This is a genomic window from Streptomyces sp. CA-111067, assembly GCF_050956065.1.
GTDB lineage: Bacteria > Actinomycetota > Actinomycetes > Streptomycetales > Streptomycetaceae > Actinacidiphila.
The window spans coordinates 8059707-8072949 of the sequence record NZ_CP192103.1; the positions used below are offsets into that span (position 1 = coordinate 8059707).

The following is a 13243-nucleotide window of genomic DNA, read 5'->3' on the forward strand; positions in this document are numbered from 1 at the left end:
GTATGGTTCCAAGAACGCAGCGCGGGAGAGCGGCAACGCTCGCGGTGGCCGCGGCCCTCCTCGCCGCCGGTACGGCGATGCTGCCCGCCCAGGCCGCGAGCGCCGCGGGCGGCGGCTCCGGCCCGACGGCGTCGAGCGATCTGACCCACCTGGTCAACCCGTTCATCGGCACTCAGAACGGCGGCAACACCTACCCCGGCGCCGAAGTGCCGTTCGGCATGGTGCAGCTCTCGCCCGACACCGGCCACAACACCGGGTACGACTACGACCAGGACCACATCCGCGGCTTCAGCGCCGTACACCTGTCGGGCGTCGGCTGCGGCCTCGGCGGTGACCTGCCCACGCTGCCCACCACCGGCGCGATCGGCTCCACCGACGACGCGAACTACGCGGCGCCGTTCAGCCACGCCGACGAGAGCGCGTCGCCGGGCTACTACAAGGTCACGCTCGGCACCGGCATCACCGCGGAGCTGAGCGCCACCGCCAGGACCGGCTGGCAGCGCTACACCTTCCCGGCCACCGGCCAGGCCAACGTGCTGCTCAACAGCGGCCAGGCGCTGCACAAGGTGACCAGCAGCAAGGTGACCGTGCTGGACGACCGGACGGTGCTGACCGCCATCACCGGCGAGGGCTTCTGCCAGGACACCACCCCGTACACGCTGTACACCGAGACCCGGTTCGACCGGCCGTTCGCCTCCTACGGCACCTGGAACGGCAGCACGGTCACCGCGGGCAGCCGCAGCTCCACCTCCACCGGGCTCGGCGGCGCCTACGCCCGGTTCGACACCACCAAGGACCAGCAGGTCACCGCGGTCACCTCGCTGTCCTGGACCGGCCCGCAGGGCGCGGCGAAGAACCTGGCGGCCGAGGGCCGCGGCACCTTCGACGGCACCGCCGCCAAGGCCAGGCAGGCATGGCAGGACCGGCTCGGCAAGGTGAAGGTGCAGGGCGGCAGCGACGAGCAGCAGCGCACCTTCTACTCCTCGCTCTACCGCTCCTTCCTCTCGCCGAACATCGGCAGCGACGTGGACGGCCGCTACGCGGGCTGGGACGGCAGGACGCACGCCGGCAACGGCTCGACGTACTACCAGAACTGGTCGCTGTGGGACACCTACCGCACCCAGGAGCAGCTGCTCTCGCTGCTGGCGCCGGCCGAGTCCAGGGACATGGCGCTGTCGCTGCTCGCGGTCGCCCACCAGAGCGGGCAGCTGCCGCGCTGGGGGTACGCCACCGCCGAGACCAACATCATGACCGGCGACCCGGTCACCCCGTTCCTGGTGGACGCCTACCGGCAGGGCCTGCTGAAGGGCCATGAGGAGGAGACCTACCAGGTGCTGAAGAAGCACGTGGACACCGTGCCGCCGGCCTCCTCGCCGGCCGCGGGCCGGCAGGCCGACCAGGAGTACCTGGCCGGCGGCTACGTGCCGTACGACCCCACGCACCCGGGCAAGCCCGGTGACAACGACTTCCAGCACGGCGCCTCCGCCACCCTGGAGTACGCGCTCGCCGACGCCGCCGTCGGCGGCATGGCCGACAGCCTCGGCCACCACGCCGACGCCAAGCGCTATCTGGCCCGCGGCCAGAACTACCGCAACCTGCTCGACCCGAGCACCGGCTTCTTCCGGGCCAGGGACACCGACGGCGCCTTCACCGGTCCTTCCGACCCGGCGGCCGGCGTCGGCTTCCACGAGGGCACCTCGTGGCAGTACATGTGGCTGACCCCGCAGGACATGCCCGGCATGGTGGGCCTGGTCGGCGGCGACAGCGCCGCCAACGCCCGGCTGGACTCGTTCTTCGCCTACGACCAGCTGCTGAAGGACCCGGCGGGCACCGCCAGGGACGTCTGGGTCAACGGCCCGTACTCGTACTACAACCAGGACAAGTACAACCCGCAGAACGAGCCGGACCTGAGCGCCCCGTACACCTACCTCTCCACCGGCCAGCCGTGGAAGACCACCGACGTGGTGCACGCCGCGCTGACCCTGTTCACCAACGCGCCGAACGGCGTGACCGGCAACGACGACCTCGGCACCATGTCGTCCTGGCAGGTGCTCTCCGCGATGGGCATCTACCCGATGGCGCCGGGCACCGACCAGTGGGGCGTGTCCACGCCGACCTTCAGCCGGGTCGATCTGACCCTGGACCGGCGGTACTACCCGCACGGCAAGCTGACCATCAGCGCCCCCGGCAGCAGCGACACCGACCGCTACATCCAGTCCGCCACCCTCGGCGGCCGGAAGCTGACCGACACCTACCTCACCACCGGTGACATCAAGGCCGGCAAGGACCTGGCGCTCGACCTCGGCACCGCGCCGTCCAGTTGGGGCACCGAGAAGTCCGCCGCCCCGCCGGCCCTCGACACGGTCCGCGACACCCAGCGCCGCACCGCGGCGGCGGTCTCGCCGGCCGCGCCCGGCCTGCTGTCCGGCGGATCGGCGGCCGACCTGACGGTCTCGGCGGTGCTCACCGCGCCGGGCCGGGCCTCGGGTTCGGTCTCGGTCAGCGTGCCGAAGCCGCTCACCGCGGACACCACGGGCACCTCGTTCTCGGTGGACTCCGGCACCACACCGGCCACCAAGGAGATCCACGTCCACGTCACCGCCCCGGCCGCCACGCCCGACGGCAGCTACCCGGTCACCGTCCGGGTGAAGCAGAACGGCGGCCCGACGGCGACCAGGACCGTACCGGTCTCCGTGACGACCGCGACCTGCCAGGGCAGCACCGGGTACTGCCCGGTGGACCTGTCCGCGCAGTACACCGTGGACGGGGTCAGCGCGGCCGGCGCCTCCGGCGCCGACTTCGACGGCACCGGCACCAGCTACCCGGCCGAGCAGCTGCCGGCGCCCGGCACCGGCGTGCTCGACGGGCGGGCCTACACCTTCCCCGACACCACCGGCAGCGCACCGAACTTCGCCACCGCGCACGGCCAGACCGTGCCGCTGGCGCAGCGCTCCTACTCGGGCCTGGACCTGCTGCTGGCCGCACACGGCGGCAGCGCCGGCGGCCAGGCCACCGTCCACTACGCCGACGGCAGTTCGGCGCCGGTCACGCTGACCGCCGCCGACTGGGCGGCATCGGGCCCGGCCACCGGCGAGGACACCGCGATCCACGCCGACAGCCGCTATGACTCCAAGGGCGCGCCCGACGGGGTCGCGGTCAACCTGTGGCACCTGACCGTTCCGCTCGACGCGGCCAGGACCGCCGTCTCCCTCACCCTGCCCGACAGTGCCGCACTGGAGCTGTACGCCGTCAGCGGGCACAACTCCTGATCTCCTGACGGGCCGCCACACCGGCCCGTCAGGTCACCCGACGGCGTCCCCGCCCCGTGCCGCCCCCGTGTACGGGGCGGGGACGCCAGGCACCGCGCAGAGCCGCAACCAGAAAGGCAGCACCACATGAGAAGTGGCCGAGCCAACCGCACCCTGGCGAGATCGTTGCTCGCCACCGCGGTTTCACTGGTCCTGACCGTCCCGGCGACGGCCTTCGCGCAGGCCGCCGACCGGCACGGCGGCGGCCCCGACTTCAGCACCTCGTTCGAGTCCGGCCAGACCCAGCCGACCTGGACCGACACCGCCGAGACCGACGCCCACGGCACGCCGAAGGTCTCCGGTGTCACCGCGGGCACCATCCCGGTGCTGCCCGGCAGCTTCAAGGACAAGATCGCGGCGGTCACCGCCAGCTCCGACAACCCGCCGAACGAGGTGGCCAAGAACGTCGCCGACGAGGACCCGGCCAGCAAGTGGCTGTCGTTCGCCGACACCGGCTGGGTGCAGTACCAGCTGAGCGCCGCCGCCACGGTGAAGAAGTACGCCCTCACCTCGGCCAACGACGCCCCCGAGCGCGACCCGAAGAACTTCGAGCTGCAGGGCTCCGCGGACGGCAGCACCTGGACCACGGTCGACACCCGGACGGACCAGAAGTGGAGCGGCCGGCAGAAGTCCAACATCTACGACGTCGCCTCGCCGGGCTCCTACCTCTACTACCGGCTGAACGTGACCGCCACCAGCGGTTCCAGCGGCATCGTCCAGCTGGCCGACCTGATCCTCGGTGACGGCTCCGCCGCCCCCACCCCCGTGCCCGGCATGACCACCTCGGTCGGCGCCGGCCCGGCGTCGGGTCCGAACGTCAAGCCGAGCGTCGGCTTCACCGGCCTGAAGGCCCTGGAGTACGCGGGCACCCACACCAAGTCCGGCGCGGTGCACGCCTGGAACAAGCTCTACCAGGTGCACATCCCGGTGCGGCGCGACACCCAGCTGTCGTACGACATCTTCCCCGAGCTCACCGGCGGGGACCTGAAGTACCCCAGCACGTACGCCTCCATCGACCTGCACTTCACCGACGGCAGCTACCTCAGCCAGCTGCGCAGGACCGCGAAGGACCAGAACGGCGTCGCGCTCACCCCGAGCGGCCAGGGCACGTCCAAGATCCTCTACGCCTCGCAGTGGAACGCCGTCGCCGCCTCGGTCGGCGAGGTCGCCGCGGGCAAGACGATCGACCGGGTGCTGCTCGGCTACGACGACCCGGCCGGCACCGTGGGCACCGACACCACCACGCAGTTCAAGGGCTGGATAGACGACCTCACCATCGGCGCCGCCCCGCGCGACACCGCGGCGACCTACGTGGACCACGTCGACACCCGGCGCGGCAGCAACGCCTCGGGCAACTTCTCCCGCGGCAACAACCTGCCGCTGACGGCCGTCCCGAACGGCTTCAACTTCTACACGCCGGTGACCGACGCGGGTTCGACCAGCTGGGAGTACTCCTACGCGGCGCAGAACAACGCGGACAACCTGCCCACCCTGCAGGCGCTCGGCATCAGCCACGAGCCGAGCCCGTGGATGGGCGACCGGGACCTGTTCCAGGTGATGCCCTCCGCGGCGAGCGGCACCCCTGACCTGGACCGCACCAAGCGCGCGCTGCCGTTCAGCCACGACGACGAGACCGCCCAGCCGGACTACTACGGCGTCACGTTCAAGAACGGCATCAAGGCGGAGATCGCGCCCGCCGACCACTCCGCGGAGTTCCGCTTCACCTTCACCGGTGACAACGGCGACCTGCTGTTCGACAACGCCAACAACAACGGCGGGCTGACCTTCGACGCCGCCAAGGGCACCCTGGACGGCTACTCCGACGTCAACACCGGCGGCGGCGAGGCCGCGACCCGGATGTACGTGCACGCCGAGTTCGACCGCACCCCGGGGACGGCCGCCAAGGTCACCGGGCAGGGCCGGGACAACGTCACCGGCTACGCGCAGTTCGACACCTCGAAGAGCAAGACGGTCACGATGCGGATCGCCACCTCGTTCATCAGCGCCGGCCAGGCGCAGAAGAACCTGGACCTGGAGATCCCGGCCGGCACCTCGTTCGACACCGTCAAGTACCGGGCCGCGCAGGCGTGGAACGCCAAGCTCGGCAAGGTGCAGGTGCAGGGCGCCAGCGACGACCAGCTCACCACGCTGTACTCGAACCTGTACCGGATGAACCTGTACCCCAACTCCGGTTCTGAGAACACCGGTACGGCCGCCAAGCCGGTGTACAAGTACGCCAGCCCGTTCTCCCCGGCGACCGGTCCCACCACGCCCACCGAGACCGGCGCGAAGATCGTGGACGGCAGCGTCTACGTCAACAACGGCTTCTGGGACACCTACCGCACCGAGTGGCCGGCCTACTCGCTGCTGGAGTCCGACACCGCGGGCAAGCTCGCCGACGGCTTCGTGCAGCAGTACAAGGACGGCGGCTGGACCGCCCGCTGGTCCTCGCCGGGCTACGCCGACCTGATGACCGGCACCAGCTCCGACGTGGCCTTCGCCGACGCCTTCGCCAAGGGCGTGGACAACTTCGACGCCAAGGCCGCCTACGAGGCCGCCGTCAAGAACGCCACCGTCCTCCCGACGGCCGGCGGTGTCGGCCGCAAGGGCCTGAACACCTCCGAGTTCAACGGGTACACCAACACCTCGGTGGACGGCAGCGTCTCGTGGTCGCTGGACGGCTACATCAACGACTACGGCATCGGCATGATGGCCGCCAAGCTCGCCAAGGCCCCGCACACCTCCAAGGCCGACAGCGAGCGCTACCAGGAGGAGTCCGCGTACTTCCTCGGGCGGGCGCAGAACTACACCACGCTGTTCAACAAGAACGTCGGCTTCTTCGAGGGCCGCACCGCCGACGGCTCGTGGCGCGTCCCGGACGCCCAGTACGACCCGCAGCAGTGGGGCAACGAGTACACCGAGACCAACGCGTGGAACTACGCCTTCACCGTGCCGCAGGACCCGAACGGCCTCGCCGCGCTCTACGGCGGCCAGAAGGGCCTGGAGAAGAAGCTCGACGCGTTCTTCGGCACCCAGGAGACCGCGGTCGGTGACGCCGGCGGCTACGGCGGCACCATCCACGAGATGATCGAGGCGCGTGACGTCCGGATGGGCGAACTGGGCCTGAGCAACCAGCCGTCGTTCGGCATCCCGTACATGTACGACTACGCGGGCGACCCGGCCAAGACCCAGGCCGCCGTCCGGCAGGTCCAGCAGCGGCTGTTCACCGGCGGCTCGATCGGCCAGGGCTACCCGGGCGACGAGGACAACGGCGCCACCTCGACCTGGCAGATCTTCAGCGCGCTGGGCTTCTACCCGCTCCAGGTCGGCAACGACAACTACGTGATCGGCTCCCCGCTGTTCACCAAGGCCACCGTCCACCTGGACAACGGCCGCAGCATCGTCGTCAACGCGCCGAACAACAGCGGCAGCAACGTCTACGTCCAGTCGCTGAAGGTCAACGGCAAGCCGTGGAACAAGGTCTACCTGACGCAGAGCCAGCTGGCGTCCGGGGCGCGGCTGGACTTCACGATGGGCTCCAAGCCGTCCAAGTGGGGCACCGGCAAGGACGCGCTGCCGCCGTCGCTCACCAAGTCCGGTGACACCCCGCAGGCGCTGGCCGACCTGACCGGTCCCGACCTCGGCACCGCCAGTGCCGGCGACGGCACCGACGTCAAGGGCCTGTTCGACAACACCTCGGACAGCAAGGTGACCTTCCCGACCGCCACTCCGGTGGTGGACTACGCCTTCACCGGCTCGCACGGCCAGAAGGCCACGTTCTACACCCTCACCTCGGGCAGCACCGCGGGCCAGGACCCCAAGAACTGGCAGCTCCAGGGCTCGACGGACGGCACGCACTGGAAGACGCTCGACAGCCGGTCCGGTGAGACGTTCGGCAGCCGGGTACAGACCCGGCCGTTCGAGATCGCCCACCCCGGTTCGTACTCCCACTACCGGCTGGCGGTGACCGCCAACAGCGGCGGCACCTCGACCTCGCTGTCGGAGGTGGAGCTGCTGGGACGCTGACGCAGGAGGAACAGTAGGGGCGGGACGCCGGTCGGCGTCCCGCCCCGCGCCTTTCACCCGAGCGCCTTCAGGGTGCCCCGTTCACCCGGGCCGGGCGGCCGGCGCGCTGGTGGTCAGGCCCGGCTCGACGGGGCCGTGCCCGCCGTGGTCAGGCCGGCGTGGCCGGCCGCGTCGGGAACCTGGACCAGGCCCGACTCGCCGCCGGTCACGACCTTCCCGGGCTTGCCGCCCTTGAGCGGCGGCAGCGGGGGCAGCTCGGGGCACTTGGTGTCGATCTTGCCCTTCGGCGCGAGCTTGCCGTTGATGTAGACCTTGCCGTTCACGATCTTGACGGTGGTCTTCGAGGACTTGCCCTGCGGGGCCTGCGTGCGGTGGAGCTGCGCCTTGCCGGTCACGACCCCGAATCCGAACACGGTCGGCGCGCCGCTGCCCGGGTGGCCCGCCTTGCCGCCCGGGGCCTTGTGGATGACGCAGACGAGGGTCGGGCCCCCGTGCTTCCCGCCCGGTGCCGGCTTGGCGACCGGAGCTGCCTTCGCCTGCTGGACGGGCGCGGGCCGGTCCGGGGCGCTGGTGCCGCTGGCCGACGCGGACGCCGCCCCGGTCAGTCCGAGGCCGGCCGCCACTGCGGCGCTGACGAGGATCCTGCTCTTCTTCATGCTGTGGTCACTCCCGTTGCCGGAACGCCAGGCCGGGCGGCCTGACATCCGGAAGCCTCGCCGGGGCAGGCTGAAGCCCCGCTGAGGACGGCGCGGCGGATCTTCATGTTCGCCTTAGGTGGCCGGCCGCACTCTGGTCGGCGTGCGCATTCTCGTGGTGGAAGACGAACGCAGGCTGGCCAGGCTGCTCAAGGACGGCCTCGGCAGGGAGGGATTCGCCGTCGACCTGGCCCACGACGGCGGCGAGGGGCTGTGGCTGGCCACCGAGCAGCCGTACGACGTGATCGTGCTGGACGTGATGCTGCCGGTCCTGCACGGCTACGCCGTCTGCGAGAAGCTGCGCGCGGCCGGCAACTGGACGCCGATCCTGATGCTCACCGCGAAGGACGGCGAGCAGGACGAGGCCGAGGCGCTCGACACCGGCGCCGACGACTACCTGAGCAAGCCGTTCTCCTACGTCGTGCTGCTGGCCCGGCTGCGGGCCCTGGTCCGCCGCGGGCTGCGGGAGCGCCCCGCGGTGCTGTCGGTGGGCGATCTGCGGGTCGATCCGGCCGGGCTCAGATGCAGCCGCGGCGATGTCCGGATCGCGCTGACGCCCAAGGAGTTCGCGGTGCTGCACTGCCTGGCACGGCGGGCCGGCGAGGTGGTGACCAAGTCCGAACTGCTGGCCTGGGCCTGGGACTTCGCCTACGACGGCGACTCCAACGTGGTCGAGGTCTACATCAGCGCGCTGCGCCGCAAGATCGACCGCCCGTTCGGGCTGACCACGCTGAGCACCGTACGCGGCGCCGGCTACCGGCTGGAGGCATGACATGGGCGTACGGCTTCGGGCCACCCTCGCGGCGACGCTGGCGCTCGCGGTGGCACTCGGACTCGCCTCCGTGGCGCTCTTCGCCGCGCTCGACGCCAGCGTGACCAACTCGACGAAGACCGCCGCGATCCAGAACGCGGACGACAAGGCGGCCCTGCTGGGCGGCCTGCAGGGCGCCGGGCAGGGGAGCGGGAAGCAGGGGGCCGGGCAGCAGGGGAGCGGCCTCGGAGGGAACGGTCTGCAAGGGAACGGCCTGCAAGGGGGCGGTCCGCCGCAGCTGCCGCCCGGTGCCGCAGCCGGTCCCGGCTCCGTGCGGCTGAACGTCGTGGACGGCGCCGGCGGCACCCAGCTGGTCGAGGCGTCCAAGACGGTCATCACCGAAAAGGGCCTCGTCCAGGTCAAGGGGCAGGCGTCCATGGCCCCGGCCAGGGCGGCCATGAACACCCTCACCGGGCTGCTGATACCCGGTGTTCCCGCGCTGCTCGCCCTGGTCGCGCTGTTCACCTGGCTGGCGGTCGGCCGGGCGCTGCGGCCGGTCGCCGCGATCCAGGCCAAGGTCGCCGACATCACCGCGCACGGCCTGCACGAACGGGTGCCGGAGCCGGACACGCGGGACGAGATCGGGGCACTGGCCCGTACCGTCAACGCCACCCTGGACCGGTTGCAGACCGCGGTCGGCGCGCACCGGCAGTTCGTCGCCGACGCGGCGCACGAGCTGCGCAGCCCGATGACGATCCTGCGCACCCGGCTGGAACTGGCCGGCACCGCCGACCGGCAGCTGGTCGACGGCGCGCTGGACGACGTACGGCGGCTCCAGTCGCTGACCGCCGACCTGCTGCTGCTCGCCCGGTTGGACGCCGGCGAGCCCGTCAGGGCCACCGAACTCGACCTGGCCCAGCTCGTCGCCGAGGAGGCCGACCGCCGGCGGCCGCGCCCGGAGATCAGGATCAGGCTGCGGCTGACCCCCGACCTGCTGGTCGACGGCTCCCCCGAACGGCTGCGCAGGCTGGTCGGCAACCTGCTGGACAACGCCGTCCGGCACGCGGCGGGCACCGTGGCCGTCACGCTCGCCGAGGAGGACGGCCACGCACTGCTCGACGTCGCGGACGATGGGCCCGGTATCCCAGCGGAGCACCACGACACCGTCTTCGACCGCTTCACCCGCCTCGACCACGCCCGGGCCCGCGACTCCGGCGGCTCAGGACTCGGCCTGCCGATCGCCCGCGACATCGCCCGCGCGCACCGGGCGAGCCTGCGGGTGGTGCCGGGGGAGAGCGGCGCCCGGCTGCGGGCGGTGTTCCCGCTGCGGTGCGCGGTGAGAGGTGGGCGGCAAGCCGCCGGCAAGGGCGGGTGAACCCGCTTCCCGGGGCCGGACCGGCGGTGCCGTCAGGAGGGCGCGCCGCCCATGGTGCGGGCGAACGTGTTCGGGTCGGTGTCGAAGCCGCGCAGCAGCGGGTGGAAGGCCCACTCGCCCGCCTCGGAGCGGACGAACTCGCCGACGACCGCCGCCGTGCAGTCGGCGACGGCGCTGAAGTCGTCGGCGGACAGCTCCTTGTAGCCGGCCACCACCTGGACGCCGGTGGCCGCGACGTCGCCGAACACCATCCGGCCGCCGCCCTGCTGGATCGCCACGCCGACCACCACCCGGCCGTACTCGGCGCTCAGCCGGTCGGGTTCGAAGGTCATCACCTCGTCGGAGCCCAGCCCCTTGCCGTCCTTGCTGTCCCGGTTCAGGGTGATCGTGCCGTCCGGTGCCAGCCGACGGCTGAAATGCACCAGGTACGCGGGCGCGCCGTGCGGGTCGTCCGCCGGGTAGGTCCCGGCGATCAGGTCGAGATCGCTGTCGGGCGCGCCCAGCGGGCTCGGATCCCAGCTCAGCCGCACCTCGACCTTGCCGATGTCCTTGTTGACGCCGCTCATCGGACCTCTCTCCTCACCGGGCCGTCCGCCGGCCCACTCCACCGACCCGTCCCGACCGCCGGTGCCGCCCACGTTGCCGCGCCCGGCGCCCGCTGTCCAGGCAGGTTCAGGCTGTTTCCGGCGCGGAGCGGCGCCGGCGGCCGAACAGCGCGGCCCGGGGCCTGCGGGGGAGCGCCTCGCGGTCGCGCAGATACGTCTCGAAGGCGGCGGCGTCGGCGCGGCTGCCGCTGCCGGCGGGCAGCGGGCGGGACCGGGCGTACGGGGTGAAGGCGGCCGGATAGCCGGCGCCGAGCGCGTCTGCCAGCCACCGGTGGTGCGCGGCGGCGGACCTGGCGCGCTTGGCGAGCAGCGCCTCCGCCTGCACGGCGAGCCGGCCCGCGTCGAACCCGGCCGGCGGCGGCGCCTGCGCGACCAGGGCGGCCAGCAACTCCCGCTGCGCGGCGGCCAGTTCGGCCCGCGGGTCAGCCGGCGGCACGGTCGGCCCGTTCGGTCCGGTCTCCCTGTTTCACGGCTGCCCGGCCTCCCCGCTCCACCGCCGCCCGGATCGCGGCCAGTTCGGCGGCGAGCTCGGTGTCCGGCGGGTAGTCGCCGTCCCGTTCGAGCAGCACTCCCGGCAGCCGGGCCCTGGCCGCGAGCTCGGCCAGCAGGTCGAGCACCGGCTCGGTCAGCGGGTGGGTGTGCGTGTCGTGCCAGACGCCGTCGCGCTCGATACCGCCCGCCACGTGGACGTAGCCGAGCCGCTCAAGCGGCAGCGCGTCCAGCACCTGATGCGGTTCGGTGCCCAGGTTGACCCGCGCGGTGTGCAGGTTGGCGACGTCCACCAGCAGCAACGCGCCGGTGCGCGCGGCCAGTTCGGTCAGGAACTCGCCCTCGGTCAGCTCGTCGCCGGGCCAGCCGAACAGCGGCGCGATGTTCTCCAGCGCCAGCGGCACCGGCAGCTGGTCCTGGGCGATCCTGACGTTCTCCGCGATCACCGCCAGCGCCTCCCGGGTGCGCGGCACCGGCAGCAGGTGCCCGGCGTCCAGGTCGGCCGCCCTGGTGAACGCGATGTGCTCGCTGACCAGCGGCGAGTCCAACGCCTGCGCGCAGGAGGCCAGATGGGCCAGCCGGGCCCGGTCGGGGCGCTCGGCGCCGCCCAGCGACAGCGAGACGCCGTGCGGGACCACCGGCTTCCCCGCGGCCCGCAGCACCGCCAGGGAGGCGGGCAGCCGGCGCGGGTCGAGGTTCTCCGCGACGACCTCGGCGAAGTCCACGCCGGGCAGCCGCTCCACCGTCAGGTCGATCTGCGGGCGCCAGCCGATGCCGTAACCCAGCGTCGGGGCAGGGGAGTTCGCGGGTCCTTCGAACGGCTGGGCGGTCATCCGCCGCACCCCCCGCAGCCGCCGCCGCACCCGCCGCCTCCGCCGTCGCCGCCACCACTGCCGCAGCTCGAACCGCCGCCGCCCGAGCCGCCGCCCATGGCCCCGTACAGCGCCGCCCGCAGGTCCGCGTCCGCCACACCCGTGGCGCCGAGCGCGGCCACGCTGAGCACCGCGGCCGGTACCACCGCGGCGGTCAGACCGCTCGCTCCGTGGCCGGGCCGGCCGCCGTGGGGGTCGTACCAGCCGTACGAGCCGAACGCCCGCGGGTCGGGGCCGTCCTGGTGCCTGGCCCGGTCGAGCAGCGCCTCGCCGGCCGGGGTGAGCCGCGGGGTGCCGGCCGCCAGCAGGACCACCGCCACCGCGCTGACGATCAGCGCGGCCACCAGCAGGCCCACCGGCCGGCCGAGCCGGACCCCGTTGACCAGCCGGGCGATCCCGACGGCGACCACGACCAGCGCCGGCACGATCGCACTGACCGCCGTCCTCCTGCGCTCCTCGGGGCCGACCAGCAGTCCCCTGGTGACGGCCGTGCGGGCGATGTGCTGGACGGGATCGGTGTAGCGGCCGAGCCTGCGCGCCTCGGTCAGGTTGACCGGGCCGGCCCGGTGCAGCTCGTCGAGCACGGCCCGCTGCACCGGCTCCTCCGGCGGGCCGCCGCAGACGGTGAGCTTGTGGTCGCGGCTGGCCCGCAGCCTGCCGTCCTCGATGAGGGCGTGCACCGCGGTGTCCACCACCCGCGGGTCGCCGCCGCCGACCACGGCGAGCGTGTAGACGTCCGCGGTGCCGGGACCGTCCGGCCGGCCGCCGCGCCGCACGGTCCTGACGATCGCGGGCGCCGCCGCGGCGAGAACGAAGGCGCAGGCGTAGAGCCCGAGGAACTCCGGGCCGCTGAGGCCCCATGGCTGGTTCATCCCGACCTCCGAGACAGGGCGGTCCGCTGGGTCCGTGCCGAGCACGTGTGTCTGTGCCAAGCACGCCGGTCCGCGCCCACCCGGTTCCCTGCCCCGCCGCCGGGCGGTGAATGTCGCCGATACGCCACCAGTCGGCAAGGAAAGAGGAGGGGCAGCGTCCGCTGAAGTGGGCATCCGATAAGTACGCTCACCTGGAGCACCCGGCGCCGTGCTCCAGACCGTCTGCGTATCGGTTTCGACGCGGCGGCGG

6 protein-coding genes and 2 pseudogenes are annotated in these 13243 nt (G+C 72.6%); 4 read left to right on the forward strand and 4 right to left on the reverse strand.

Going from position 1 to position 13243, the window contains the following annotated elements; genetic code table 11:
- Positions 1-2: 2 nt before the first annotated feature.
- Both ACQPW6_RS35585 and ACQPW6_RS35590 read left to right on the forward strand, forming a co-directional pair.
- Positions 3-2357: pseudogene (locus ACQPW6_RS35585) on the forward strand (GH92 family glycosyl hydrolase); the annotation flags it as partial.
- Positions 2358-3395: 1038 nt separating this feature from the next.
- Positions 3396-7334: a GH92 family glycosyl hydrolase gene (locus tag ACQPW6_RS35590; RefSeq protein ID WP_433893850.1), complete on the forward strand. Its 3939-nt coding sequence runs from the start codon at positions 3396-3398 to the stop codon at positions 7332-7334.
- A gap of 113 nt (positions 7335-7447) precedes the next feature.
- Here ACQPW6_RS35590 and ACQPW6_RS35595 read toward each other — a convergent pair whose 3' ends face one another.
- The gene (locus ACQPW6_RS35595) at positions 7448-7990 is read right to left on the reverse strand and encodes a hypothetical protein (protein WP_433893851.1); all 543 of its coding nucleotides are present in this window, start codon (positions 7988-7990) and stop codon (positions 7448-7450) included.
- Positions 7991-8132: 142 nt separating this feature from the next.
- On the opposite strand from ACQPW6_RS35595, the gene ACQPW6_RS35600 reads away from it, so the two are divergent.
- A complete protein-coding gene (locus ACQPW6_RS35600; RefSeq protein WP_433893852.1) occupies positions 8133-8801 on the forward strand; it encodes a response regulator transcription factor in 669 nt (222 codons plus the stop codon).
- Between the two features lies 1 nt (position 8802).
- Positions 8803-10155 (forward strand): sensor histidine kinase, encoded by a 1353-nt coding sequence (locus tag ACQPW6_RS35605; protein WP_433893853.1) that lies wholly within the window; start codon positions 8803-8805, stop codon positions 10153-10155.
- Between the two features lie 32 nt (positions 10156-10187).
- On the opposite strand, the gene ACQPW6_RS35610 is transcribed toward ACQPW6_RS35605, so the two are convergent.
- The 3 genes and pseudogenes from ACQPW6_RS35610 to ACQPW6_RS35620 form a co-directional block, all read right to left on the reverse strand.
- Positions 10188-10721: a TerD family protein gene (locus ACQPW6_RS35610; protein WP_433893854.1), complete on the reverse strand. Its 534-nt coding sequence runs from the start codon at positions 10719-10721 to the stop codon at positions 10188-10190.
- A 106-nt stretch (positions 10722-10827) separates the two neighbouring features.
- Positions 10828-12082 (reverse strand): annotated as a pseudogene (locus tag ACQPW6_RS35615) (DUF692 domain-containing protein).
- A complete protein-coding gene (locus tag ACQPW6_RS35620; protein WP_433893855.1) occupies positions 12079-12993 on the reverse strand; it encodes a TIGR04222 domain-containing membrane protein in 915 nt (304 codons plus the stop codon). The pseudogene ACQPW6_RS35615 and the gene ACQPW6_RS35620 overlap by 4 nt, the downstream one beginning before the upstream one ends.
- Positions 12994-13243: the final 250 nt, after the last annotated feature.